Consider the following 26,643-nt stretch of genomic DNA (forward strand, 5'->3'; position numbering starts at 1 on the left):
TCAGAGGCTGGCATCGACCATGCCGTGACGCACCGCCAACAGGGTCAACTCGACGTCACTGCTGATCGAAAGCTTCTCGAAAATCCGATAGCGATAGGTGTTCACGGTCTTGGGTGACAGGCAGAGCTTGTCGGAGATGATCTGCACCTTCTGGCAGCCGACAATCATCAGGGCGATCTGGATCTCGCGTTCCGAAAGGGCATCGAACGGCGAATCGTTGCTCGGCTGGAATGACTTGATTGCCAATTGCTGGGCAATTTGCGGGCTGATGTAGCGCTGGCCGGCAAACACCAGGCGAATCGCCTGGACCATTTCGTTGAGGCCGGCGCCCTTGGTCAGGTAGCCTGCCGCGCCCGCTTGCAGTAGCCGCGTCGGGAACGGGTCTTCCTCGCACACGGTGACCGCCACGACCTTGATGTCCGGATGACTGCGCAACAACTTGCGCGTAGCTTCCAGGCCGCCGATGCCGGGCATCTTGACGTCCATCAGCACCACATCGGGTTTCAGTTCGCGCGCCTTGAGCAGGGATTCCTCTCCCGACTCGGCCTGGCCGACTACTTGCAGGCCATCGATGTCAGCCAGCATTCGTGTAATACCTGTACGAACGAGATCATGGTCATCGACTACTAGCACCCTAATCAAGCAGACACCCCGCGATATGGTCTTGTTGGTTGCCCGCCACCTTAGCAAAAAGCATCCGGCAGACCTAGCAGAACCCAAGATTTAAAATGGTTTCAATAGATCTTGCAGCGCTTGTACTACGCGCCTTACAGACCTTTCAACGCGGACACTGGCGTTGCATTCGCAAGAAGCAATCATCCTGCCCGACAATCTGCAATCCCATGCGCAGGTAAAGGGCTTGCGCCGGGTTGTCGGTGAACACCGTCAGACGCAGGGCCGGACGCCGCTCCTGGCAGGCCAGGGCAAAAACCTGATCGATCGTCCAACTGCCGATACCCCGCCCCCGCGCGGCCTCGACCACGTGCAACTCACGAATGTACAGGGCATTAGCGTCGCGACTCAGGCTGGTAAAGCCGAGCACCGCCGCGTCCTGGCAAATCAACCAGTTCTGCCGCCCGGCCCAGGCCTCGTCGAGCCACAACAGGTCATGGCGCACGTAATAACTGAGCATGCCGCGCCGGGCCAGTGCCCGGGCGAACGGCAAATCCTCGGTGGTGGCCAGACGCAGCGCCAATCCGGGCTCAGGCATGCTGCACCGGCACCACTTCACCGCGCCATAACGCCGCCTGGCGACGGGCGATCACCAGCGCATCGCCCGTCCCGGCAACGGCGGCGAGCAACCTGCCGTCCGCTGCCCAGATAGCACTGCGCCCCGCCGACTCCCAGCCGCCGGTCGCGCCACCATGGTTGGCCATCAGTACCAGCATCCCGTGTTCGCGCGCATAACCTTGCAGCAAGGCGCTGTCGGCGGCGTATCCGCCTTCGGTGATCAACACCCCGGCACCATAGATGTTCGCCCCCACTTCAGCGGCTGCTGCCGCATGGCTGGCGTGGGAAAAGTCGGCACAGACCGCCAACGCAATGGTGTCATCACCCACGATCAAGGGTGCGCCGCCCGCCCCCGGTGCGAACGCCACTTCTTCGCCGGGGTGCAGGTGCTGCTTGCTGTACACGGCCAACGAGCCGTCGGCCGCCAGCACCAGCGCGCCGATCAACACCGGGGAATCGTCAGACAGGCGAATCGGCATACCGACGACAGCCGTCACGCCTACTTCTCGCGCCAGGTCCCGCAAGGGTTGCAACAACGCCGCATCCGGGGCGATCGCCAATTGCGCCGCCAGGCCACGCTCATAACCGCTCAGGGATAGCTCGGGAAACACCAGCACCTGCACACCCTGCTCCGCCGCGGCCATGATGAAACGCTGGTGATGGGCAATATTGGCGTGGACATCGCCGGCAATCGAGATCGATTGAGCCGCTGCAACAGTCAGTGTGGTCATCCCAGCTTTCCTTGATGAGGGTTCGGAGGCAATCGCCGAGTCTGGCATAAAGCGCGTCACGACTTAAGCCATAGCGAGCAACCTTCACCCCGATAGCATTTTCTGATTGAAACTGCGTCCCGGCCTCTAGTAAGCTCGGGGCATTCAACGGAGACGTACCTGCATGTCGCATACCCCTTCCCAGCTTTGCACCCCTAGCGCCCTGCGCTCGGCTGCGGCTGCACGGGCGAATGCCACCGGTGCTCCAGCAAACTTTTATTTTGGGTATTGGTTTAGCCACTGGCGCGCCTGATACCTACACGGCGGCCACTACTCAAGGGGTCGCCTGCCAGAGAATTCTCAACCCCCGGTCGGCTCCCCGACCGGGGGTTTTGTTTTTTCAAGGCCCTAACTTTTTAGCAACATCACTGACTTCAAGGAATTACCCCATGAACTACACCACTTATTACCGTCACGACAGTTTTACCGCCTGGCGATTTACCAGCCTCCGCTCGGGACAGCCTGCCGCCTCCGATCGGTCACCCACAGGTGGCAAGCGCACACACCCAGCCAACACGGCCAATTGTCGAACACCCCAGTAGGGCCGAGCGCGCGGGCACGAACCCGCCGCCAGCCCAGGAAGCCTGAATATGAACTCCCGCGTATCCGCTCTGCCGCTGTCCACCCACAACCCTGCCAATGAAGCACTGACCCAGCGTCTGCCCAGCTCATTGCAGCTCAAGCAACAACTGCCCCTGAGCCTCGCCCTGAGCCAACAGGTCGCCGCCCATCGCCAAGCCATCCGCGCCATCCTTGAAGGTGAAGACTCGCGTCTGCTGGTTGTCGTCGGCCCCTGCTCGATCCACGATCCGCAATCGGCCCTTGAATACGCCGGCAAACTCGCCCGACTCGCCCACGAAGTCAGTCACGAGATGCTCTTGGTGATGCGCGCCTATGTCGAAAAACCGCGCACCACGGTGGGTTGGAAAGGCCTGGCCTACGACCCGCACCTGGACGGCAGTGACGACATGGTCGGCGGCCTGAACCTGTCCCGGAAATTGATGCGCGAGATGCTGCGCCTCGGCCTGCCGGTTGCCACCGAGTTGCTGCAACCGATGGCCGCCAGCTACTTCGATGACCTGCTCAGTTGGGTGGCTATCGGTGCACGTACCACCGAATCGCAGATCCACCGGGAAATGGCCAGCGGCCTGGGCATGCCGGTCGGCTTCAAGAACGGCACCGACGGCGGCGTGGGCGTCGCCACCGATGCCATGCGCTCGGCCGCCCACCCGCACCGCCACTTCGGCGTCGACAGCCAGGGCCATCCGGCGATCATCCAGACCCAGGGCAACCCGGACACCCACCTGGTGTTGCGCGGCGGCCATCGCGGCCCCAACTACGACCAGCACCACGTGGCCCGGATCGAGGACGACCTGCAGCGGCTGAACATCGCGTCGCGGATCATGGTCGATTGCAGCCATGCCAACAGCGGCAAGGATCCCCTGCGCCAGCCGGCGGTGTTCAACGACGTGCTGGAGCAACGCCTGAACGGCAATCGCGCACTGATCGGCATGATGCTAGAGAGCCACCTGTTCGAAGGGTGCCAGGCGCTGGGGCCGTCCCTGCGCTACGGGGTGTCGGTGACGGACGGTTGCCTGGGTTGGGAGGCGACCGAGCAGCTCCTGCACGAGGCCAGCCGCAAGCTGCGCAATACCTGAAGCCCACAGGCTTTTGAGTGAATACGCCGTTGCGCCGATTTGGCGCGCAACGGCAAGGTTCACCACCGACTCCTCCTGCCACTTCTATTCCGCCTTCAGCAACCGACAGCGGCTTTTTCGCACATCGCCCCGGTGTGGCCTGGATTAGAGTGAGAACGCGAAACAATTCCCGACCCCACGGAATACAGGCACGCTTATGCAACGGAATGCAAGCACCCAATACCCGATCATGCTGGTTCACGGCCTCTTCGGGTTCGACAGTATCGGCAATCTCGATCTCTTCCACGGCGTCAAACAGGCCTTGCGCAACGCCGGCGCCCACGTGTTCATCCCCTATCTCTCCGCCACCCACAGCAACGAACTGCGCGGCCAGCAATTACTGACACAGATCGAGCTGGTGCGGGCCGGAACCGGTGCCGCCAAGGTCAACCTGATCGGCCATAGCCAAGGCGCCCTCGCGGCGCGTTATGCGGCGGCGCTGGCACCCGGGCATGTGGCCTCGATTACTTCGGTCAGCGGGCCGAACCATGGCTCGGAACTGGCCGACCGCCTGCGCCAGGCGCTGACCCCCGGGCATCTGCCCGAGCAGGTCGCGGCGGCGGTCTCGACGCTGTTTGTCGAGTTCCTCAGATTTATCAGCGGCAGTCCGAAAATCCCGCAGAACGCCATCGCCGCCCTCAACGCCCTGACCACCGAGGGCGTCACCGCCTTCAATGGCAAATACCCACAAGGCTTGCCCGACACCTGGGGCGGCAACGGCGAAGAGCAGGTCAACGGCGTTCGCTATTACTCCTGGAGTGGCACTGTGCAGGGGCGCCTGCGGGATGAGGGCCCTAACGCCCTCGATCCACTGCACCTGTTCTGCCGCAACTTTTCGCGCTTTTTCATCCGCGAGGCCGAGCAGAACGACGGCATGGTCGGGCGCTTCAGCTCGCACCTGGGCACGGTCCTGCGCTCAGACTACCCGCTGGATCACATGGACAGCATCAACCAGACCACTGGCCTGGTGCGCCTGGGCATCAATCCCGTGGCCCTGTACCTGGAGCACGCCGAGCGCCTGAAGCAGGCCGGCGTCTGAATCATGGGCGGTGCAATATTTTCGACCGGCGGCCCCTTGGCTCAGGATCAGGCAGCAGATTGACGAGAAATAGCCCTCTGAATCCGGTAGGCTCAGCACTTTATTGAACATTGAATGGAGATTCTTCCCATGGCCAAAGCCACTGCCCGTCACATCCTGGTTGCCAGCGAAGCCAAGTGCAACGAACTGAAAGCCCAGATCGAAGGCGGCGCTGATTTCGCCGAAGTTGCCAAAGCCAACTCCACCTGCCCGTCCAGCCGTCAAGGCGGCGACCTGGGCTCGTTCGGTCCTGGCCAGATGGTCAAGGAATTCGACACCGTGGTCTTCAGCGCCCCGGTCAACACCGTACAAGGCCCAGTCAAGACCCAGTTCGGTTACCACCTGCTGGAAGTGACCAGCCGTCAGGACTGATCCACAGCCGACTGCTTGAACAACGGCCCGCCTTCTGGTGGGCCGTTGTGTTTGTGCCGAACGTTTTTGGCTGGCCAGGCCTGCGCCGCTAGCGTACAAATCGAACCATCGATCACCCGGCTCTTAAGGCTGACAATGCGACTGGCTTTCTCCTCATTGATCTCCACGGTCCTGGCCTTGCTGCTGAGCGCGACCACCGTGAACGCAGCTCCCCAGCACGCCCTCACCGTCTACGGCGAACCGGCCAAGTACCCTGCCGGTTTCAGCCATTTTGCCTATGCCAATCCACAAGCCCCCAAGGGCGGCAGCATGCGCCGTTCGGCCATTGAGATCGGGCGCTTTGACCACGTCTCGCCCTACATCGACAAAGGCATCGGCGTCAGCCAGCTCGATGGCATGGTGTATTCGCCCCTGGCCCAACGCTCGCTGGACGAGCCCTACACCGTCTACGGGTTGGTTGCGGAAAAAATGGAACGCGCCGAGGACGGTATGTGGCTGCGCTTCTACCTCAACCCCAAAGCCCGTTTTGCCGACGGTCGCGCCATCACCGCCGAGGACGTGCGCTACACCTTCGACCTGCTGATGACCCAGGGTAGCCTGCGCTATCGCACGCAGTTTGCCGACGTCAAAGGCGTCGAGGTCGAGTCGCCACGGACCATTCGCTTCGACTTCAAGAACAACCAGAATCGCACCCTGGCACTGGATATCGCGACCTTGCCGGTGTTCCCCGAACACTGGTGGAAAAGCCGCGACTTCGCCAATGGTGGCGGCTACGAAGCGCCCCTGGGCAGCGGCCCGTACCGCGTCAGCAAGATCGACTCCGGGCGCAGCATCACCTTCGAGCGCAACCCCGACTGGTGGGCCAAGGACCTGCCCGTCAGCCGCGGCCTGTACAATTTCGACCGCTTCAGCATCGAGTACTTTGGCGACACCGACGTGGCGCGCCAGGTCTTGCGCGGCGGCGCCTACGACTATAACCGCGAGTTCTCCGCCACCGGTTATTCCATCGGCTACGACGGTCCAGCCCTGAACGACGGCCGCCTGCAGAAGGCCCACCTGGCCAAGCAGGGCCCACAACCGTCCCAGGGTTATGTGTTCAACCTGCAAAACCCGATGTTCAAGGACCGCCGCGTGCGCCAGGCACTGGCCATGCTCTGGGATTTCGAGTGGAGCAACCGGCAGATGATGCGGGACCTGTACATTCGCCAGCAGAGCTTCTTCTCCAACACCGAGTTGGCCGCGCGCCAACTGCCGGATGCCGACGAACTGGCGATTCTCGAACCACTGCGCGGGCAGATTCCCGACGAGGTCTTCACGCAGGTCTTCGAAGCGCCGAAAACCGATGGCAGCGGGCTGATTCGCGACAAGCAACTGCAAGCCCTGGACCTGCTGGAACAGGCCGGCTGGAAACCCGACGGCGATCGGCTGGTGAATGCCCAGGGCGAGCCGCTGGCGTTCACCTTCCTGATCAGCCAGAACGGCATGGATCGCCTGTTGTTGCCCTACAAACGCACTCTGGCGCAGATCGGCATTCACCTCAATATCCGCCTGATCGACTCCTCGCAGTACGTCAATCGCCTGATGAGCCGCGACTACGACATGATCGTCACCGGCTACCCGGTCAGCACCTCGCCGGGTGGTGAGCTGTTCAACTATTTCGGCTCGGCCGCGGCCAACGACCCCGGCGCCAACAACTACATGGCCTTGCAGAACCCCGCCGTCGACCGCCTGCTCGATGGCCTGGTCAAGGCCACCACCCAGGCCGACATGCTGCGCCATGCCCACGCCCTGGACCGGGTGCTGCAATGGAACTACTACTGGATTCCCAACTACTACCCGCCGGGCAGCTCCACGGTGTGGTGGAATCGCTTTGGCATGCCGGCGGTACCGGCCAGCAATGACGAAGCCATCGAGAGTTGGTGGCAAGTGAGCACCACGCCGCTGACCAATGAACAAATGGCCGCCGAACGCATCAAGCGTGGCCAGCCCGGAGGACCGCGCTGATGCTGGCCTATGTATTGCGCCGCTTGCTGCTGATCATCCCGACCCTGGTGATCATCCTGCTAGTCAATTTCGTCATCGTCCAGGCCGCGCCCGGCGGCCCGGTGGAACAGGCCATCGCGCATCTGCAGGGGATTGGCGCAGGTGGCAGCCTCGGTGCGTCTGGCGATGCCTTGAGCCATGGCTCGCGGGCCAGTCGCGGCCTCGATCCACAGCTGATCAAGGACATCGAGAAACAGTACGGTTTCGACAAGCCGGCCCATGAGCGCCTGTGGCTGATGCTCAAGAGCTACGCCCAACTGGACTTCGGCAAGAGCTTCTTTCGCGGGGCCACGGTCACCGAACTGATCCTGGAAAAAATGCCGGTGACCATTTCCCTCGGGCTCTGGGCGACCCTGATCACCTACCTGGTGTCGATTCCGCTGGGCATCCGCAAGGCCGTGCATCACGGCAGCCAGTTCGACATCTGGAGCAGCACCGCGATCATCATCGGCTACGCCATGCCGGCCTTTCTGTTTGCCATGTTCCTGATCGTGATTTTTGCCGGCGGCACCTCGCTCAACTGGTTCCCGGTGCGGGGACTGGTCTCGGAAAACTTCGAGCAGTTGTCGACCCTGGGTAAAATCGCCGACTACTTCTGGCACCTGGTGCTGCCTGTGACGGCGCTGGTGGTCGGCGGTTTCGCGACCCTGACCATCCTCACCAAAAACTCCTTCCTCAACGAAATCACCCGCCAGTACGTGGTCACCGCCCGCGCCAAGGGCCTGAGCGAGCGCCGGGTGCTGTACGGCCACGTGTTCCGCAACGCCATGCTGCTGGTGGTGTCGGGGATTCCCCAGGCGTTCATCAGTGTGTTCTTCGCCGGCTCGCTGCTGATCGAGGTGATCTTCTCCCTCGATGGCCTGGGGCGCATGAGCTATGAAGCTGCGGTATCCCGGGACTACCCGGTGGTGTTCGGCTCGTTGTTCATCTTCACCCTGTTCGGCCTGCTGATAAAACTGCTCGGAGACCTGTGCTACACCCTGGTCGACCCGCGCATCGATTTTGCCGCGAGGAACGCCTGATGCTCAATCTGTCGCCCCTGGCGCGCCGACGCTTCGAGCGTTTCAAGAAAAACCGTCGTGGCTGGTGGTCGCTGTGGCTGTTCATCGGCCTGTTCCTGCTGACCCTGGGCGGCGAGCTGATCGCCAACGACAAACCGCTGGTCCTCAGCTACCAGGACAGCCTGTACTTCCCGGCATTCAAGCGCTACACCGAGCAGGAGTTCGGCGGTCAACTGCCGTTCCAGGCCGACTACCGCAGCGACTACGTGCAGAAACTGATCCACCAGGGCGGCGGCTGGATGCTGTTCCCGCCGATCCCGTTCAGCGACGACACGCCCAACTACGACCTCAACCAGCCCGCTCCGAGCCCGCCATCCAAGGTCAACTGGCTGGGCACCGATGACCAGGCGCGGGATGTGCTGGCGCGGGTGATCTTCGGCGCCCGGGTGTCGATCCTGTTCGCCCTGGCGCTGACCGTCATCAGCGCGCTGATCGGCATCGCCGCCGGGGCGCTGCAGGGTTACTACGGTGGCTGGGTCGACCTGCTGGGGCAGCGCTTGCTGGAAGTCTGGTCGGGGCTGCCGGTGCTGTACCTGCTGATCATCCTATCTGGTTTCGTCGAACCGAATTTCTGGTGGCTGCTGGGGATCATGGCGCTGTTTTCCTGGCTGGCCCTGGTGGACGTGGTGCGCGCCGAGTTCCTGCGCGGGCGCAACCTGGAGTACGTCAAGGCCGCCCGTGCCCTGGGCCTGAACGACCGCAAGGTGATCGTGCGGCACATCCTGCCCAACGCCATGAACGCGACCCTGAGTTACCTGCCGTTCATTCTTACCGGAGCCATCTCGACCCTGACCGCCCTGGACTTCCTCGGTTTTGGCATGCCGGCCGGGAGTGCATCGCTGGGTGAACTGATCGGCCAGGGCAAACAGAACCTGCAAGCGCCGTGGCTCGGGCTGACGGCGTTTTTCACCCTGGCACTGATTCTGTCTCTGCTGGTATTTATCGGCGAAGCCTTGCGCGACGCGTTTGATCCACGATCTTGATCCACGATCTTGATCCACGATCTTGATCCACGATGCTGAAACGGACTATTGCCATGAGTGACAACCTGATCGAAATCCGTGACCTCAACGTGGCCTTCAACGGCCAGGTAGCAGTGCGCGACCTGTGCCTGGACATCCGTGCCGGCGAGTGCCTGGCGCTGGTCGGTGAATCCGGTTCGGGCAAGTCAGTGACCGCCCACTCGATCCTGCAACTGCTGCCCGAGTGTGGCACCCAGTCCTCGGGCAGCATTCGCTACCGCGGCCAACAATTGCTCGGCGCCGAGGCCGGCACCTTGCGCAGCCTGCGCGGCAATCGGATCGCGATGATCTTCCAGGAGCCGATGACCTCCCTCAATCCCCTGCACAGCATCGAGAAGCAGATCGGCGAAACCCTGCTGGTGCACAAGGGCCTGGGCGGCAAGGCGGCGCAACGGCGGATCCTCGAATTACTCGACCTGGTGGGCATCGCCAAACCCAAGGAACGCCTCAAGGCCTACCCGCACCAGCTCTCCGGCGGCCAGCGGCAACGGGTGATGATCGCCATGGCGCTGGCCTGCGAGCCGGAATTGCTGATCGCCGACGAGCCCACCACCGCGCTGGACGTAACGGTGCAGCGCAAGATCCTGCTGTTGCTCAAGTCGCTGCAGCAGCGCCTGGGCATGTCGCTGCTGCTGATCAGCCATGACCTCAACCTGGTGCGCAGCATCGCCCAGCGCGTCTGCGTGATGCGCGGCGGCGAGATCGTCGAACAGGCCGCCTGTGAAACCCTGTTCACCGCACCCCAGCACCCTTACAGTTGCGTGCTGCTCAACGCCGAGCCGGAAGGTGAAGCGCTGCCCCGGGATGAACGCGAGGCGGTGCTGGAAGTCGCCGACCTGAACGTGCGTTTCCCCCTCGGCGGCGGGCTGTTCCAGCGCAAAACCTGGCTGCATGCCGTGGACGGTATCAGCCTGAGCATTCAACGGGGCAAGACCCTGGGCATCGTCGGCGAATCCGGCTCAGGCAAGTCGACTCTCGGCCAGGCGATCCTGCGCCTGCTCGACTCCGAGGGCAGCATCCGCTTCCAGGGCGAGGCACTGGACGGCCTCAACCAGAAGCAACTGCGGCCCTGGCGCAAACAGATGCAGGTGGTGTTCCAGGACCCCTTCGGCAGCCTCAGCCCGCGGATGTCGGTGGCGCAGATCATCAGCGAAGGCCTGGAGGTCCACAGCCAATGCACCGCCCAAGAGTGTGAAGCCCAGGTGATCCAGGTGCTCAAGGAAGTCGGCCTGGACCCACAGAGCCGCCATCGTTACCCCCATGAGTTTTCCGGTGGCCAGCGCCAACGCATCGCCATCGCTCGCGCCCTGGTGCTCAAGCCGGCGCTGATCCTGCTCGACGAACCGACCTCGGCGCTGGACCGCACCGTGCAAAAACAGGTGGTCGCCCTGCTCCGCCAACTCCAGGAAAAACATGGCCTGACCTACCTGTTCATCAGCCACGACCTGTCGGTGGTCCGCGCCCTGGCCCACGACATGATCGTGATCAAGGACGGCAAGGTGGTTGAACGCGGCGCCAGTCATGATGTGTTCGATGCGCCGCAGCATCCCTATACCAGGGAGCTGTTGGCTGCAGCGCATCCGGGGTGGCCATGATTGCGCGTCTGCGGGCGGACCGTATTGCCCCCATCGCGAGCAAGCTCGCTCCCACATGGAACATGTGGTTGAACAATGTGGGAGCGAGCTTGCTCGCGATGAGGCCACCACACCCCACACACCTCTCGGAAATGAACCGATGAACACCGGCGAAAACCTCAAGGACTACCAACGCGTACGCTCGCTGGCGATCCGCTCACTGTTCGAGATCATCGAGCAATCCAGCGAAGGCACGGTGATAGTCGACCGCGACGCCAACATCGTCTGGATGAACGAGCGCTATGCCCGGCGCTTTGGCCTGGAATCGGCCGCCGTGGCCATCGGCAAGGCCTGCGAAAGCGTGATCCCCGGCAGTTTGCTGCGTGAGGTGGTGCGCAGCGGCCGGCCGATCCTGCTGGACATGCAGGACACCTCCAAGGAACCACTGGTGGTGATGCGCCTGCCGATCCACGACGATGCCGGGACCGTGATCGGTGCCATCGGCTTTGCCCTGTTCGATGAGCTGCGCAGCCTGTCGCCGATGCTCAAGCGCTACCTGAGCATGCAGGAAGAATTGGCCTCCACCCGCTCCTTGTTGCGGGCCCGCCAGGCCAAGTACACCTTTGCCCATTTCATCGGCACCAGCGCCGCCAGCCTGGAGGTCAAGCGCCGCGCCCGACGCAGCGCCAGCACCGACTCGCCGGTGTTGCTGCTGGGGGAAACCGGTACCGGCAAGGAACTGCTGGCCCAGGCAATTCACAGCGCCTCGCCCCGGGCACATAAAGCTTTTGTCAGCATCAACAGCGCGGCGATTCCCGAAGCGCTGCTGGAAGCCGAGTTTTTCGGCACGGCCCCCGGCGCCTTCACCGGCGCCGATCGCAAGGGACGCGCCGGCAAGCTGCAAATTGCCCAGGGCGGCACGCTGTTTCTCGATGAGATCGGCGACATGCCCCTGCCCCTGCAAAGCAAATTGCTGCGGGTGCTGCAGGAGAAGGAATTCGAGCCGGTGGGCTCCAATGAAATGATCCAGAGTGACGTGCGAGTGATCGCCGCGACCTCCACCGACCTTGAAGCGGCGATCAAACGCGGCGAGTTTCGCGCCGACCTGTACTACCGCCTCAACGTCCTGCCGATCCAGGTGCCGCCCCTGCGCGAGCGCCTCGACGACCTGCCCGCCTTGAGCGAAGCGATTCTCGAAGAACTGCGCAGCCAGCACGAACTCGACCAACCGGCCCTGGAATTGCTGGGCCAACACGCCTGGCCGGGCAACATCCGCGAACTGCGCAACGTGCTGGAGCGCGCGGCACTGCTCAGCGACGACTTGATCCTCGACGCCAGCGAAATTCGCGCGGCAATCGGCAGCCTGGTGCCCGTGCAACGCGCGGCAGCCGTGCTGATCGAGCCCCAACTGAACGAAACCTTCAGCGCCGCCCGCGAACGTTTCGACCGGCAGTTGATCCAGAACACCCTGGCCCAATGCGCGGGCAAGGTGCCGCAAGCTGCGGTTCGGCTGGGGCTGGGGCGGTCGACCTTGTACAAGAAGATGGTGGCGCTGGGAATTGTCGAGTCTCACTATTGAGACTTGAGTCTTTATAGAGAGACAAGTATTGCGCTATCGCGAGCAAGCCCTGCCCCTACAGGCGTTTACCCTCCCCTGTAGGAGCGAGGCTTGCCGGCGATGACGTTATCCCCGTCGACAAATATCTCAATACTGAGACAAATTATTAAAAAATATTACCAGAAAAGAAAATAAACCTTATAAATCAACAACTTAAAGACCTGGCACAAAACCCGCTATAGCCCCTCCCACACCTGCTTTACCCCCTAAAAAAATAACAATCGAAGGAGACACACCATGAGTGTGATCATTGCCTTGGCAGCCCTCGCGCTGCTGATGCTCGCAGCCTACCGTGGCTATAGCGTTATCCTCTTTGCCCCGATTGCCGCCCTTGGCGCCGTCCTGCTGACCGACCCCTCCGCCGTTGCGCCCGCCTTTACCGGGGTGTTCATGGAGAAAATGGTCGGCTTCATCAAACTGTATTTCCCGGTCTTCCTGCTCGGTGCAGTGTTCGGCAAGCTGATCGAGCTGTCGGGTTTCTCGCGCTCGATCGTGGCCGCCGCCATCCGCCTGTTGGGCACCCGCCAGGCGATGCTGGTGATCGTGCTGGTCTGCGCCTTGCTCACCTACGGCGGCGTCTCGCTGTTCGTCGTGGTGTTCGCGGTGTACCCCTTCGCGGCCGAGATGTTCAAGCAGAGCAACATTCCCAAGCGGCTGATCCCGGCCACCATCGCCCTCGGCGCTTTCTCGTTCACCATGGATGCCCTGCCGGGCACCCCGCAAATCCAGAACATCATCCCCAGTACCTTCTTCAACACCACCGCCTGGGCTGCGCCGTGGCTGGGAGTAATTGGCACGATTTTCGTGTTCTGCGCCGGCATGCTGTTTCTCCAGCGCCAGCGCAACAAGGCCCAGCGCAGCGGTGAAGGTTATGGCAGCGTGCTGCGCAACGAACCGGAAACCGCCGAGGATATCAAGCTGCCCAACCCCTGGCTGGCCCTGTCGCCGCTGCTGGCGGTGGGCATCATGAACCTGCTGTTCACCCACTGGATTCCCCAGTGGTACGGCAAGACCCACAGCCTCAGCCTGCCCGGCATGACCGCGCCAGTGACCACCGAAATCGCCAAGCTCACCGCCATCTGGGCCGTGCAGGCGGCCTTGCTGGTAGGCATCCTGATGGTGCTGGTGTTCGGCTTCCAGGCGATTCGCAGCAAGCTCGCCGAAGGCAGCAAGAGTGCGGTCAGCGGCGCCCTGCTGGCGGCCATGAACACCGCCTCGGAATACGGCTTCGGTGCGGTCATCGCCTCCCTGCCGGGCTTCCTGGTGCTGGCCGACTGGCTCAAAAGCATCCCCAACCCGCTGGTCAATGAAGCAATTACCGTGACCCTGCTGGCCGGCATCACCGGTTCCGCCTCGGGCGGCATGAGCATCGCGCTGGCCGCCATGGCCAACGACTTCATCGCTGCCGCCCACGCCGCCAACATCCCCCTGGAAGTGCTGCACCGGGTGGCGGCCATGGCCAGTGGCGGCATGGACACCCTGCCCCACAACGGCGCGGTGATTACCCTGCTGGCGGTCACGGGCCTGACCCACCGCGAAGCCTACAAAGACATTTTCTGTATTACGCTGATCAAGACCCTGGCGGTCTTCGTCGTTATCGCTACCTTCTACGCCACCGGCATTGTGTGAGGCATTCATGACATCTCTATCGGGCAAGACCGCACTGGTCACCGGCTCCACCAGCGGCATCGGCCTGGGCATCGCGCTGAGCCTGGCCAAGGCCGGCGCCAACCTGGTCCTCAATGGTTTTGGCGACGCCTCCCAGGTCATCGCCGACGTCGGGCAATTCGGCGGCAAGGTCGGCCATCACCCGGCCGACGTCAGCGATCCGGCGCAAATCGCCGAGATGCTCGCCTACGCCGAGCGCGAGTTCGGTGGCATCGACATCCTGGTCAACAACGCCGGGATCCAGCATGTGTCCGCCGTGGAGGACTTCCCCGTGGAGCGCTGGGACTCGATCATCGCGATCAACCTGTCCTCGGTGTTCCACAGCACCCGCCTGAGCCTGCCGGGCATGCGCGCCAAGGGCTGGGGACGGATCATCAATATTGCCTCGGTGCATGGCCAGGTCGGGTCAGTGGGCAAGGCCGCGTACGTCGCCGCCAAGCATGGGGTGATCGGCCTGACCAAGGTGGTCGGCCTGGAAACCGCCACCAGCAACATCACCTGCAACGCCATTTGCCCCGGCTGGGTGCTGACACCGCTGGTGCAGAAGCAGATCGATGACCGCGCCGCCGCCGGTGTCGAGCCGCAGCAAGCGCAGCATGACCTGCTGGCCGAGAAACAACCGTCGCTGGAATTTGTCACCCCGCCGCAACTGGGCGAACTGGTGCTGTTCCTCTGCAGCGACGCCGGCAGCCAGGTGCGTGGCGCGGCGTGGAATATCGATGGCGGGTGGCTGGCGCAGTAACCCACGCACAGCGCCACCTGCCCCCCCTAAAAACAAGAGGCAAGTCATGTCCGAAATCCTCTGGCAACCCAGCCCCGAACGCATCGCCCAGACCCGCATGGAAGCCTTCCGACGTCTGTGCAACCAGCGCCACACCCTGGCAATCGCCGACTACCCGGCCCTGCACCAGTGGAGCATCGACCAGCGCGAAGACTTCTGGCAGGCCATCGTCGACTACTTCGGCATCACCTTCCACCAGCTCCCTGAAACGGTGTTGCGTGAAGGCCGGCAGATGCCCAGCGCCGAGTGGTTTCCCGGGGCCACCCTGAATTTTGCCGAACACCTGTTGCGCCGGCGCGACGACGCTGTGGCGGTGATCGCCATCGGCGAAGATGGCCAGCGCGAACAACTGAGTTTTGCCGAGCTGGCCAGCCACGTGGCCGGCCTGCAGAAGAGCCTGCAAGCGGCCGGCGTCGGCCTTGGCGACCGGGTCGCGGCGTGCATGCCCAACACCTGGCAAACCCTGGTCGGCATGCTTGCCACCACCAGCCTGGGGGCGGTCTGGTCCTGTTCTTCGCCGGACTTCGGCACCCAGGGGGTGATCGACCGGTTCGGCCAGATCGAACCCAAGGTGCTGATTACCTGTGCCGGTTATCACTATTCTGGCAAGACCATCGACCAAACCCCCAAGCTCAACGAAATACTCCAGCGCCTGCCGTCCCTGGAACACCTGATCATCGTGCCGTACGCCCGTCCCCAGGCGCGTACCGAGGACTATCTGAGCCAGGCCAGCGTCAGCCTGTGGCAGGACTTTTATCGGCCCGGCGGCGAGCCTGAATTTGTCGCCGTGCCCTTCGCCCATCCGCTGTACATCCTCTATTCCAGTGGCACCACCGGCGTGCCCAAATGCATCATCCACAGCACCGGGGGCGTGCTCCTGCAACACGTCAAGGAACACGGCCTGCATGTCGACCTCGGGGCCGCCGACCGGTTGTTCTACTACACCACCTGCGGCTGGATGATGTGGAACTGGCTGGTCTCGGCACTCGCCGTGGGCAGCAGCATCGTGTTGTACGACGGCTCGCCCTTCCACCCTGGACCGCAACGTTTGCTCGACCTGATCGAGCACGAGCGCATCACCGTCTTCGGCACCAGCCCCAAATACCTGGCCACCCTGGAAAGCCACGGCCTGCAGCCGCGCTTGAGTCACGACCTGAGCAGCCTCAAAACCCTGCTCTCGACCGGCTCGGCGCTGTCGCCCCACAGCTACGACTACGTTTACCGGCAGATCAAGCCTGACCTGTGCCTGGCCTCGATGTCCGGCGGCACCGACATCATCTCCTGCTTTGTTGCCGGCAACCCGTGGCTGCCGGTGCGCCGCAGCGAAATGCAGGGCAAGGGCCTGGGCATGGCCATCGAAGTGTGGAACGACGCTGGCCAGCGGGTGATTGGCGAGAAAGGCGAACTGGTCTGCACCCGACACTTTCCGGCCATGCCCATTGGCCTGTGGAATGACCCACAGCAGGAAAAACTCCACGACTCCTACTTCAGCCAGTTCCCCGGCGTCTGGGCCCAGGGCGACTACGCCGAAGAACTGCCCCATGGCAGCTGGATGATCCATGGCCGCTCCGACGCCGTGCTCAACCCGGGCGGCGTGCGCATCGGTACCGCGGAAATCTACCGCCAGGTGGAAAAGGTCCCGCAGGTGCAGGATTGCGTCGCCATCGGCCAACAGTGGCAGGACGACGTGCGCGTGGTGCTGTTCGTGCGCCTGGCCGACGGCGTGGTACTGGACGAGGCCCTGGAGCAGCAGATTCGCCAGGTGATCCGTGCCAACACCACACCGCGTCATGTGCCGGCAAAAATCCTCGCGGTCAGCGACATCCCGCGCACCATCAGCGGTAAGGTGGTCGAGCTGGCGGTGCGCAATGTGGTGCACGGCCGGCCGGTGAAAAACACCGACGCCCTGGCCAATCCAGAGGCCCTGGAGCAATTTCGCCAACGCCCGGAACTGCAGGAGTAGCGCTGGTCGCAATGAAATCGGGCAGCGGCGAGACTTTTCCGGCCGCCAGGCGTCTACATCCTCGACATGCCCGATGACAGGACGCAGGAATCCGCGATGAATCACTCCCCCAACGGCGGCGACGCCCAGGCCCTGATTGCCCGCCTCGACTGGACACAAAGCCCGCTGGGGGCTGCCAGCCAGTGGCCACAGAGCCTGCGCACCGCGGTGGACATCGTGATTCACTCGCCAATGCCCATGCTCCTGCTCTGGGGCCCGCAACTGGCGCAGATCTACAACGACGGCTTCGCCCTGCTGGCCGGTAACAAACACCCCGAGGCGTTCGGCCAGCCAACGCACCTGACGTGGCCGGAGCTCGAGGATTTCACCTCGCCGATCTACCACGCGGTACTGCAGGGCCAGGTACGCTCCTACAGCGAGCAACGGTTCAGCCTGCAACGCGAAGGCCAGGAACAGGAATTCTGGCTGGACCTGACCTACAGCCCGATACGCGACGAACATGGGCAGGTGGCCGGGATCCTGGTCACCGCCATCGAAACCAACGAACGCCGGCGCATCGCCCTGGAGCTCAAGCAACGCTCGGACGCCAGCCTCAAGGCCCAGCAAGACAGCGAGCAGCGCCTGCAACTGGCCCTCGCCGCCACCGAGTCGGTCGGCACCTGGGACTGGGATATCGGCAGCGACCGGTTTCTCGCCGATGCCCATTTCGCCCAGTTGCACGGCGTCGACCCGAGCCGCGCCAGCCAGTTGCCCATCAGCGAGTACCTGCACGGCGTACACCCGGAAGACCGGGCCATGGTCACGCGCAGCATCAAGCACTGCATCAGCTACGCCGGCGAATACGCCGAGGAATACCGTCTGCTGCAGGCCAATGGCGAGGTGCACTGGGTGTTTGCCCGGGGCCGCTGCTACAAGGATCACCACGGCCGGCCGATCCGCTTTCTCGGCGCCGCCCTCGACCTGACCGAGCGCAAGCACACCGAACAGGCGCTGCGCCAAAGCCAGACCGAACTGCAACTGATCATCAACGCGATGCCGGTGCTGATCGGCTATGTCGACCACGAGCAACGCTTTCGCCTGAACAACAGCGCCTACCTCGACTGGTACGGCATGACCCCGCAGGAGTTGTACGGCAAATCCATCCTCGAGATTCTCGGCGCGGACATGTATGCCACGCGGCTGGAGCATATCCAGGCGGCGCTGGCCGGCAAGGCCTGCAGCTTCGAGGCCTACTCCCCGCACCGCGACGGTCGCCCGCGGTACGCGCTGATGAAGTACCTGCCGCGCTTCGGCCCGGATGGCTCGGTGAATGGTTTCTACATTTTCGTGATCGACGAAACCGAGCGCAAACAGACCGAGGAAGCCCTGCGCAACCTCAATGAAACCCTGGAGGAACGGGTAGCCGCGCGCACCCAGGCGCTGGCCGAGGTCAACCAGCGCCTGCAGAACGAAATGTTCGAGCGCGAACGGGCCGAGGATGCCTTGCGCCATGCGCAGAAGATGGAAGCGGTGGGACAGCTCACAGGTGGCATCGCCCATGACTTCAACAATATGCTGACCGGCATCATCGGCAGCCTGGACCTGATCCAGCGCTACATCGACGATGGCCGTACCGAGGACATCGGGCGCTTCGCCGAGGCGGCCGTGGCCTCGGCCAATCGTGCCGCCGCCCTGACCCACCGCCTGCTGGCCTTCTCCCGCCGGCAATCGCTGGATCGCCAACCGCTGGACCCCAACAGCCTGGTGCGCTCGCTCGAAGAGTTGATCCGCCGGACCAAGGGTGAACAGATCGAATTGAAGTTCGATCTGGCCCCCGGCGTGTGGCCGGTCAATACCGACGCCGGGCAGTTGGAAAATGCCCTGCTCAACCTGGTGATCAACGCCCGCGATGCCATGCCCGACGGCGGTGAATTACTGATTGAAACCGCCAATAGCTACCTCGACGGCAGCGACATCAGCACCCTGGAACCGGTCAAGGCGGGCGACTACGTAATGCTCGGCGTGCGCGACAATGGCTCAGGCATGAGTCCACGCGTCCTGGCCAAGGCCTTCGACCCCTTTTTCACCACCAAGCCCATTGGCCAGGGCACCGGCCTGGGCTTGTCGATGATCTACGGTTTTGCCCAGCAATCCGGCGGCCACGCCACCCTCAGCAGCGAACCCGGCGAGGGCACCTGCGTGCGCTTGTACCTGCCGCGCCTGCACAGCCCGGCGCTGGCGGCGGTGCCCACGCCGAACCTGGGCGGCGCCTTCGCGGTCGCCGGTGAGTCGGTGGTGCTGGTGGAGGACGATCCGGCGGTGCGCCTGCTGGTGCTCAACGTGCTCACGGAACTGGGCTACAACACCCAGGCCGCCGAAGATGCCCACAGCGCGTTGCCCTTGCTGGAATCGGAGTTGCGCATCGATCTGCTGGTGACCGACGTCGGCCTGCCCGGGATGAATGGCCGGCAACTGGCGGAGATCGCCCGTCAGCATCGCCCCGAGCTGAAAGTGCTGTTCATGACCGGTTATGCGCAACAGGCCGCCGAACGCCAGGGCTTCCTCGACGAGGGCATGGACCTGCTGGCCAAGCCGTTTACCATCGAGCAACTGGCCGGCAAGATTCGCCAGATGATCCGCCCCGCAGGCGGATATCAGGCATAATCGCGCCCCGCCGCCACCACCGTTCCAGGGTAACTGTCCGAATGAAAGCTCAAGCCCGCCATATTCTGGTGAAAACCGCCGATGAGGCCGAACAGCTCAAGCAACGTATCGCCAAGGGCGAGGCGTTCGATGTGCTGGCCAAGAAATACTCCACCTGCCCGTCCGGCAAGCGCGGCGGCGACCTCGGCGAAGTACGGCCCGGGCAAATGGTCGGCGCCATCGATGCGGTGATTTTCAAGAAGCCATTGCGCGTGGTCCACGGGCCGATCAAGAGCAAGTTCGGCTATCACCTGGTGCAGGTGTTCTACCGCGACTGAGCCCGGCTTCAGACCCTGGGAATCAACGCCCCCGGGACCTGGATCACTCGACTGGCCAAGCGGTGACCGGCCTCTGCCGCCTGCGCCGGAGTGCCGCCACCCAGCCGGCTGGCCAGGTACGCCGCACTGAATGAATCACCGGCGGCCGTGGTGTCCAGCACCTGGTCGACGCGTTGCGCTGCCACTTCGAAATGCTCGCCGTTACAGCGAATCAGGCACGACTCGGCGCCCCGCTTGAGCACCACCTGCGGCGTACCGATCTGTTGGTACGCGGCAAACACCGCCTCAGCCCCGGAAAAGTGGAACAGCGCCTGCTCGTCGTCCAGGGTCAGCAGCGCCAGGTCGACATAGGGCAGCACCTCGCGATACGCCGTCCGCGCCTGTTCGACACTGCTCCACAGGCGTGGACGGTAGTTGTTGTCGAAGACGATCTGCGCTGCGCGCTGACGCGCCTCGACCAGGGTTTCGATGAGCTTCTTGCGCCCCTCCTCACCCAGCACGGCCAGGGTGATGCCACTGAAATACAGCACATCATAGTCGGGCAACGCGGCCAGGATCGGCGTCGCTGCCGCGGTGGTGAAGCAGTCGCGCACCGCCGCTTCATTGCGCCAATAGAGGAATCGGCGCTCCCCCGCCGCGTCGGTCTGGATGCAATACAAACCCGGCAAGCGCCCCGGCAGGCGCTGGACCATGCCCAGGCCAATGCCCTCGTCCACCCAACTCTGGCACATGGCGTCGCTGAAGCTGTCATCGCCCAGCGCCGTGACGTAATCGACCCGGGCCCGCTCGCCCAGTTCGCGCGACAGGTAGACCGCGGTGTTCAAGGTGTCACCGCCGAAGCTCTGCTGCAGGCTGCCGTCGGCGCGCTGTTGCAACTCGATCATGCACTCGCCGATCAGGGCGATGCGTGGTGGATTGGGGCCGCTGAAGGTTTTCATTATCCTGGGGAATCCTGAGCTTTTGGTGTGGGCTTGCCCGCGAAGGCAGCAACTCGTTTGCGGGTCTAGAAACAGGTTTGCATGCTTTCAATCACCCGCAACTGCTCATCCACCAACAACCCAGTGCGCCATTTATCGAACGTCAGGCACGGGTGCGAAGTGCCGAACGAAATGATGTCGCCGACCCGCAATTCAATGCCCGGGGCCACCGTCATGAAGGCGTGCTGGTCCATCACCGCCGTGACCTTGCACGCCGCCACGTCATCACCCACCGCCGGTACCACACCGGCTGGGTAGCGGCGCAACGGCACCGGCAAGCCGGCGTCATAGGCCACGTCGCGCTTGCCCAGGGCAATCACCGCGAAGCCCGGTTCCGGTAACGACTGCACATGGGCCCAGACTTCCAGTGCCGGGCGCAGACCTTCGTGCAGGTCGCTACGGCGATCCAGCACGCAGCATTGCGCCTCATTGTAGATGCCATGGTCGTGAGCCACATAACTGCCTGGGCGCAACACACTGAGGAAACGCCCCGCCGCGTTCTGCGCCGCGAAGGATTCGGCGATCAGGTCGTACCAGGCCGACCCCGATGCCGTGACGATCGGTCGCTCGATGGCGAACGCCCCGCTGTCTTGCAACTGCACGGCCAGGCGCACCAGGGAGGCGGCGAACTGACGAATGCCACTGACCGCCTGCTCACCGTGGATCACCCCTTCGTAACCTTCAATGCCGGTCAAGGCCAGGCCCGGGTGGGCCTCGATTGCCGCCGCCAGCGCCAGCACTTCGGCTTCGCTGCGGCAACCACAACGGCCGCCGACCACGCCGTACTCGATCATTACGTTCAAGCGCTGGCCACGTGCGGCAAAAAAACCGCCGAGGTCGGCGACGTTGTCCGGGTGGTCGACCATGCAGTGGAAATCAAAGTCCGGGTCGGCCAATAGCTCGGCAATCAGCGCCATGTTCGGTGCGCCGACCAACTGGTTGGCCATCAACACCCGACGCACGCCGTGGGCGTAGGCGGCTCGGGTCTGCACGGCGGTGGCCAGGGTAATGCCCCAGGCACCGGCCGCCAGTTGGCGACGGAACAGGGCCGGGGTCATGCTGGTCTTGCCGTGGGGCGCCAGTTGCGCGCCGCTGGCAGCAACGAACTGCTGCATCCAGGTGATGTTGTGCTCAAGCGCTGCGCGGTGCAGCACCAGCGCCGGCAGGCTGACGTCGCGCACCAGGTGCGCACCCACCGGCGCAGCGCCTTTTTCCACGGCAGCGATATTCAACGTAGAAGACATGCTTTCACTCCTTGCACGGCCGGCAGCGGCCAGGGTTATTCGTTGAGGCGCCGGGCCATGCGGTTGGCGCTGTCGATCAGCACCCGACGGTAGGCGTCGTAGTTGTTAATGGCGTCGGCCCTTGGGGCGACGATGCACAAGGTGGCAATGGCCACCCCATCCGGGTCTTTTACCGGGGCGGCAAAACAATGGGTGAAGGTGTCGGCCACGCTGTCGAAAGAGAAGAACCCATCGACCCCGGCCTGGCGAATCTGCGCCAGGAAAAGCGCCAACGGCAATGGCTGGCCGTCAGGCAGGATGAAGTCCTCGGCGGCAATCAGCTCGACAATCTGCTGGTCGCTCAGGTGCGCCAGCAACAGGCGCCCGGACGCGGTCCAGGGGATCGGCGCGTTCTCGCCGATATCCGAGGAAATACGAAAATGCCGCTGGCCTTCCTGCATCAGCGCCACCGTGTATTTGCGCCCATTGAGCAGGCACATCTGCGCGGTTTCGCCGGTCTGGCTGACAATCTCCTGCAGGGCCTGCCTGGCCTCGCGGGTGAGGTCGAAATGACGCAAGTGCGCCTGCCCCAGGAAGTACAGCTGGCGGCCCAGGTACACATGCCCGTCCTTGCCCACCGGCTGCAGGATCCGCCGTTCCAGCAGGGCCGCCACCAGCTCATAGACCGTGGACTTCGGGCTGCCGATGCCGTTGGCGATATCGTTGGGACGCAGCGGCTCGCCGATTTCCTTGAGGAAGTCGAGAATATCGAACGCCCGGTCCAACCCGCGGGCCCGACGCTTGATAGTGTCGTCACTCATGGTTGCCGCCTCCCCGGGCTTCAGGCTTTTTTCTTGTACGCGACGCAATCGATCTCGACCTTGCAGTCGACCATCATGTTCGCTTGCACACAGGCCCGGGCCGGCGCGTGTTCCGGGCTGAAGTACTCGGAGAAGACCTTGTTGAAGCTCCAGAAATCCCGCGGGTCCGCCAGCCAGACGCCAGTGCGCACCACGTCCTCGAGGCCATACCCGGCTTCTTCGAGAATCGCCACCAGGTTGCGCAGGGTCTGGTGAGTCTGCTCGACAATCCCGCCAACAATGATTTCACCATCCACCGCCGGCACCTGTCCGGACACATGCAGCCAGCCGTCGGCTTCCACGGCGCGGGCGAAAGGACGCGGCTGACCGCCGCCGGCGGTACTGCCGGTGCCATAACGAGTGATGCTCATGGTGGATCTCCTGCTTGAGAAACAATTTACTTTTCCGCTATAGCGGAATTAAATATGCAATAGCGGAACGCATGGCCAAAAGTGTGCCACAGCCCGCCGGAAAAATCCCAACGTATTTGTTCACCCGGTGCGATCAACGCGGCACCACCAACCCGGTGGGCTATTGGACAACACCGCGTTGGCCTGCTTTTATTCAAGCTTCAGCCGACATCCGTGTGCGTCCGGGTATTCCAGGGAAAACAAGGCAAGTGATGTTCAAGACCATTGAAGATGAAGTGCTGAAAAAAGCTGCCCCGGCAGTCTTGCAACGGGAATTTGCGCAGTATCACTTCGAGCGGCAACGGCGTTTCTGCCTGTTGATCTACATCGCCAGCATCGTGATCTGGCTGGTCTTCGACCTGATCGTCAGCTTCCTGGGTGGGCAGCGTTTTACCTACCTCTCGCCAGTGTTCCTGGGGGCACTCTCGATCATCGCGATCATTCTGGGGTTCACTCACAAGGCCCGGCACTTTCACCGACTCAATGTATTGTTCGTGCTGGTCATGACCCTGGGCGTGCGCATGGTCACCCACGGTTTGCCCGTGAGCTTGCAGCCAGCCTGGCTGATGCTGGGCGCCTCCAGCATCCTCTACAGCGCTTCGGTACTGCCACTGAGCCGCGGCTCGTTCTACTGTTCACTGATAATCATCTGGCTGGTGCTCAACCCCTTCTACGGCACCGATATAGAACTGCTGGGCCTCAAGGGTGCGATGGCGGCCTGCTACTCGGTGTTCCTCAGCGCGCTGACCCTCTACAGTTTTATCAAACTGCGCCAGGCCAGGCTCTATGCCTACATCATGACGAAGCTGCTGCTGGACCAGGCCTACCTCGACACGCTGACCGAAATCCCCAATCGCCGCTCGTTCATGACCACCGCCACCAAGCAGCTGCAAGCGCGCCCGCGCAAGCGTGCCCATTACCTGGCGATGATCGATATCGACAATTTCAAGAAGGTCAACGATACCTACGGCCACGACATTGGCGATCTGGTGCTCAAGCGCATCGCAGCCGCCATCAAGGCGGTCATGGCCGATTACGAATATGCGCGCCTGGGGGGCGAGGAATTTGCGGTCTACCTGTCCGAGGTCAGCCACGACGACGTCGAGCACCTCGCCGCACGCCTGTGCCGGGAAGTGCGCGAAGACCCGAGCGAATACCCGGTGACCGTCAGCATCGGCCTGACCCGAGTGACCGACAGCGACTCGTTGAACCAGGCACTGAGAAAAGCCGACGAAGCACTGTACCTGGCCAAACACAGTGGCAAGGATCGTTATACCTTTGCGGCGTGAAGTCACGAGCGTGTTCACGATGCCAGTCAAGAAACCTGTGGGAGCCGGCTTGAACTCCCCCAGGGTTTGCGGCGTACCCGAGGTTGGTGTTGGTCTGGGATGGTGTACACAGGACTTGTAGGAGCGAGCCTGCTCGCGATGGCCTGGAGAACACCGCGCGCACCCTGGATGCACGCGATATCGTTAACGACCATCGCCCGCAGGCGCCTTATTGGTGAGGAGAGGCGCTCGAAATGCTTTTCCCAAGCGACTAGCAGCACTCTCGGCTCAGGCGCAGGTGATCCGCACCACGGAGCATGAAGTGGCCGCGCATAGTGCCGTTTTGCAGGTTAATGTTGGCCTTGTAATGACCGTTCTCGGCAGCAATTCGATACAGTCGCTCGATCTCGGCGTCGACACTTTTGTCTTGCTTGAGCAGGTTGTTTTTTTGCAACCAGCGGGCGTACTGAAATAGCTCATCGGTCTCGTCGGACGGCGTTGGGATCTGCTCATGTACACAGGTAAAGGCCAGCTTCGCTTTGATCTCGGTCAGCGGGTTTACGGAAGTATCCTGATTCGGATGAGTTGGGGCGCTGCCGGTATCGCAGGCGGCCAGGAACAGGCTTGTCAGCAACAGGCTCAGGTGCATGCCCCGGACCACTCTCCTGTTGATATTGGGCACACCTTGGAAGGTGAACACCTCAATGAAATCTCTCATGCCTTACCCCAACAACTGCCATTCGATGTTTTCCTCATTGACCGTGATTCTGTCGGCAAGCAAAAAGCGCGGCTGGTGACTCTGAACCCTCAGGGTCGGCATGATCTCGTTCTCTTCGAAGCGGCGGATGGCGCCATCTTTCAGTTCCAAGTCTGCCTGGCGACTCAGGCGCACCGCCTGCCAGTAGCCGGTCTGCGGACACGCCTGGCCGCTGGAGCAGGTTGGTGCGGGAAAACCGATCTTGATGAACGCGGGGGAACCGAGCATGACCCTGCCGGTCGCCGGCTCAAGGAGCTTGGCCTTGGCCAACTGCCGAATCAGCACCTCGCTGGGCTTTTTCGGTGGGACATTGGCCAGGCGGGTTTCCAGCCATTGCAACTTGCCGTCCCAGGCCGGTAGCTTTGCCGGTGGCAAGGGGAGGATTTCGTTGATCTCGGGGACCTTCGGGTAAGCGTAAGAGTAGTTTGCGAGAATTTGCCAGATTTTTTCATAACGCTCAGCTCGTTCAAGGTCTTCCTGTTGACCGAGGTAATGCAACTCATCGGATGATGGGGGCCCGCGAAAGGCGCCTTCCAAGCGGCCAGCAGCGCTCTCATCACCCGCCGCTACACCCATCTGCAAAACTTCGAGAGCTTCTTTATAATTTTTCTCATCTTTAAGATAAATCGACAGTATTACGGCGGCCCTGCCCTGTCCCTGCTCGGCAGCACAACGGCGCATCTGCCGGGCTACGTCCGGCGCAATGTCGCTAGGTGCCAGCTTGTCCCCCACATCGTACTGGGCTTGAGCACTGCCCTGATCAGCCGCCTTGCGCAAATATCGCAACGACATGGCCGTGTCCTGCTTCAGCCCAGCCGAACCGCTTTTCAGGAAGAGACCGATAAAGTAGTACCCTGTCGCTACGTTCGCATCGATCAGTTGCTGGCTCAGGCGCAGGCGGTCCGCGCCCCCAAGCATGAAATGGCCGCGCATCGCGCCATTTTGCAGATTGATATTGGCCTTGTAATGGCCATTTTCGGCCGCAATGCGGTACAGCCGCGCGATCTCCAGATCGACTACCTGATCCTGCTTGAGCAGGTTGTTTTTCTGTAGCCAGCGAGCATATTGGAATATCTCATCGGTCTCGGCGGACGGCACAGGGATCTGCTCATGTACACAGGTAAAAGCCAGCTTCGCTTTGATCTCGGTCAGCGGGTTTACGGAAGTATCCTGATTCGGATGAGTTGGGGCGCTGCTGGTATCGCAGGCGGCCAGCAGCAGGCTTGTCAGCAACAGGCTCAGATGCATGCCCCGGACCACTCTCCTGTTGATGTAGGGCACACCTTGGCAGGTGAACACGTCAATGATGTT

The 26,643-nt window shown here is 62.6% G+C and carries 22 protein-coding genes and 1 pseudogene; 14 read left to right on the forward strand and 9 right to left on the reverse strand.

What is annotated here, in order from left to right; genetic code table 11:
• From uvrY to ACM6IP_RS11930, 3 genes are all read right to left on the reverse strand, one after another.
• Nucleotides 1-642, reverse strand: coding sequence for a UvrY/SirA/GacA family response regulator transcription factor (gene uvrY, locus ACM6IP_RS11920; protein WP_071555134.1), 642 nt, complete (start codon nt 640-642; stop codon nt 1-3).
• A 136-nt stretch (nt 643-778) separates the two neighbouring features.
• Entirely contained in the window at nt 779-1,210 is a 432-nt protein-coding gene (locus ACM6IP_RS11925) for a GNAT family N-acetyltransferase (protein WP_414861548.1), read from the reverse strand.
• The gene (locus tag ACM6IP_RS11930) at nt 1,203-1,961 is read right to left on the reverse strand and encodes a carbon-nitrogen hydrolase family protein (protein WP_414861549.1); all 759 of its coding nucleotides are present in this window, start codon (nt 1,959-1,961) and stop codon (nt 1,203-1,205) included. Before ACM6IP_RS11930 ends, ACM6IP_RS11925 begins: the two co-directional genes overlap by 8 nt.
• Nucleotides 1,962-2,590: 629 nt before the next feature.
• Between ACM6IP_RS11930 and ACM6IP_RS11935 the strand changes: the two genes are divergently transcribed.
• From ACM6IP_RS11935 to ACM6IP_RS11995, 13 genes are all read left to right on the forward strand, one after another.
• Nucleotides 2,591-3,658 carry a 3-deoxy-7-phosphoheptulonate synthase gene (locus ACM6IP_RS11935; protein WP_414861550.1) on the forward strand — a complete coding sequence of 356 codons (1,068 nt, stop codon included), beginning with the start codon at nt 2,591-2,593 and terminating at the stop codon, nt 3,656-3,658.
• Between the two features lie 196 nt (nt 3,659-3,854).
• Nucleotides 3,855-4,736, forward strand: coding sequence for an esterase/lipase family protein (locus ACM6IP_RS11940; RefSeq protein WP_159995222.1), 882 nt, complete (start codon nt 3,855-3,857; stop codon nt 4,734-4,736).
• Nucleotides 4,737-4,865: 129 nt separating this feature from the next.
• Nucleotides 4,866-5,147: a peptidylprolyl isomerase gene (locus tag ACM6IP_RS11945; RefSeq protein WP_008369704.1), complete on the forward strand. Its 282-nt coding sequence runs from the start codon at nt 4,866-4,868 to the stop codon at nt 5,145-5,147.
• A gap of 135 nt (nt 5,148-5,282) precedes the next feature.
• Nucleotides 5,283-7,151 carry an extracellular solute-binding protein gene (locus ACM6IP_RS11950; RefSeq protein WP_320334281.1) on the forward strand — a complete coding sequence of 623 codons (1,869 nt, stop codon included), beginning with the start codon at nt 5,283-5,285 and terminating at the stop codon, nt 7,149-7,151.
• A complete protein-coding gene (locus ACM6IP_RS11955) occupies nt 7,151-8,212 on the forward strand; it encodes a microcin C ABC transporter permease YejB (protein WP_320334280.1) in 1,062 nt (353 codons plus the stop codon). The genes ACM6IP_RS11950 and ACM6IP_RS11955 overlap by 1 nt, the downstream gene beginning before the upstream one ends.
• Nucleotides 8,212-9,234: an ABC transporter permease gene (locus ACM6IP_RS11960; protein ID WP_095170382.1), complete on the forward strand. Its 1,023-nt coding sequence runs from the start codon at nt 8,212-8,214 to the stop codon at nt 9,232-9,234. The genes ACM6IP_RS11955 and ACM6IP_RS11960 overlap by 1 nt, the downstream gene beginning before the upstream one ends.
• 53 nt (nt 9,235-9,287) lie before the next feature.
• Complete coding sequence (locus ACM6IP_RS11965; RefSeq protein WP_414861551.1) at nt 9,288-10,868, forward strand: ABC transporter ATP-binding protein; 1,581 nt, start codon at nt 9,288-9,290, stop codon at nt 10,866-10,868.
• Between the two features lie 139 nt (nt 10,869-11,007).
• On the forward strand, nt 11,008-12,426 hold the full coding sequence (locus tag ACM6IP_RS11970; RefSeq protein ID WP_414861552.1) for a sigma-54 interaction domain-containing protein: 1,419 nt from the start codon (nt 11,008-11,010) through the stop codon (nt 12,424-12,426).
• Nucleotides 12,427-12,702: 276 nt separating this feature from the next.
• Nucleotides 12,703-14,094 (forward strand): GntP family permease, encoded by a 1,392-nt coding sequence (locus ACM6IP_RS11975; RefSeq protein ID WP_095170380.1) that lies wholly within the window; start codon nt 12,703-12,705, stop codon nt 14,092-14,094.
• Nucleotides 14,095-14,101: 7 nt separating this feature from the next.
• Complete coding sequence (locus ACM6IP_RS11980) at nt 14,102-14,875, forward strand: 3-hydroxybutyrate dehydrogenase (protein ID WP_095170379.1); 774 nt, start codon at nt 14,102-14,104, stop codon at nt 14,873-14,875.
• 46 nt (nt 14,876-14,921) lie between these two features.
• Nucleotides 14,922-16,877, forward strand: coding sequence for an acetoacetate--CoA ligase (locus ACM6IP_RS11985; protein ID WP_095170378.1), 1,956 nt, complete (start codon nt 14,922-14,924; stop codon nt 16,875-16,877).
• A 96-nt stretch (nt 16,878-16,973) separates the two neighbouring features.
• Nucleotides 16,974-19,520 carry a PAS domain-containing protein gene (locus ACM6IP_RS11990; protein WP_414861553.1) on the forward strand — a complete coding sequence of 849 codons (2,547 nt, stop codon included), beginning with the start codon at nt 16,974-16,976 and terminating at the stop codon, nt 19,518-19,520.
• Between the two features lie 41 nt (nt 19,521-19,561).
• Nucleotides 19,562-19,837, forward strand: coding sequence for a peptidylprolyl isomerase (locus tag ACM6IP_RS11995; protein WP_095170376.1), 276 nt, complete (start codon nt 19,562-19,564; stop codon nt 19,835-19,837).
• Nucleotides 19,838-19,845: 8 nt separating this feature from the next.
• Here ACM6IP_RS11995 and ACM6IP_RS12000 read toward each other — a convergent pair whose 3' ends face one another.
• The 4 genes from ACM6IP_RS12000 to ACM6IP_RS12015 form a co-directional block, all read right to left on the reverse strand.
• Nucleotides 19,846-20,775, reverse strand: coding sequence for a sugar kinase (locus tag ACM6IP_RS12000; protein ID WP_095170375.1), 930 nt, complete (start codon nt 20,773-20,775; stop codon nt 19,846-19,848).
• Between the two features lie 65 nt (nt 20,776-20,840).
• On the reverse strand, nt 20,841-22,058 hold the full coding sequence (locus ACM6IP_RS12005) for an amino acid deaminase (protein WP_414861554.1): 1,218 nt from the start codon (nt 22,056-22,058) through the stop codon (nt 20,841-20,843).
• 35 nt (nt 22,059-22,093) lie between these two features.
• Nucleotides 22,094-22,858: an IclR family transcriptional regulator gene (locus ACM6IP_RS12010; protein WP_095170373.1), complete on the reverse strand. Its 765-nt coding sequence runs from the start codon at nt 22,856-22,858 to the stop codon at nt 22,094-22,096.
• Nucleotides 22,859-22,878: 20 nt separating this feature from the next.
• Entirely contained in the window at nt 22,879-23,268 is a 390-nt protein-coding gene (locus ACM6IP_RS12015; protein WP_095170372.1) for a RidA family protein, read from the reverse strand.
• Between the two features lie 251 nt (nt 23,269-23,519).
• Between ACM6IP_RS12015 and ACM6IP_RS12020 the strand changes: the two genes are divergently transcribed.
• Nucleotides 23,520-24,596, forward strand: coding sequence for a diguanylate cyclase (locus ACM6IP_RS12020; protein WP_414861555.1), 1,077 nt, complete (start codon nt 23,520-23,522; stop codon nt 24,594-24,596).
• A gap of 259 nt (nt 24,597-24,855) precedes the next feature.
• Here the strand turns inward: ACM6IP_RS12020 and ACM6IP_RS12025 are convergent.
• Together ACM6IP_RS12025 and ACM6IP_RS12030 are read right to left on the reverse strand one after the other, a co-directional pair.
• Nucleotides 24,856-25,224, reverse strand: a pseudogene (locus ACM6IP_RS12025) (sel1 repeat family protein); the annotation flags it as partial.
• A gap of 72 nt (nt 25,225-25,296) precedes the next feature.
• A partial coding sequence (locus tag ACM6IP_RS12030) for a sel1 repeat family protein (RefSeq protein WP_414861556.1) occupies nt 25,297-26,643 on the reverse strand: 1,347 nt, incomplete at its 5' end.

It is taken from the genome of Pseudomonas sp. IT-P176, assembly GCF_949767245.1.
Classification (GTDB): domain Bacteria; phylum Pseudomonadota; class Gammaproteobacteria; order Pseudomonadales; family Pseudomonadaceae; genus Aquipseudomonas.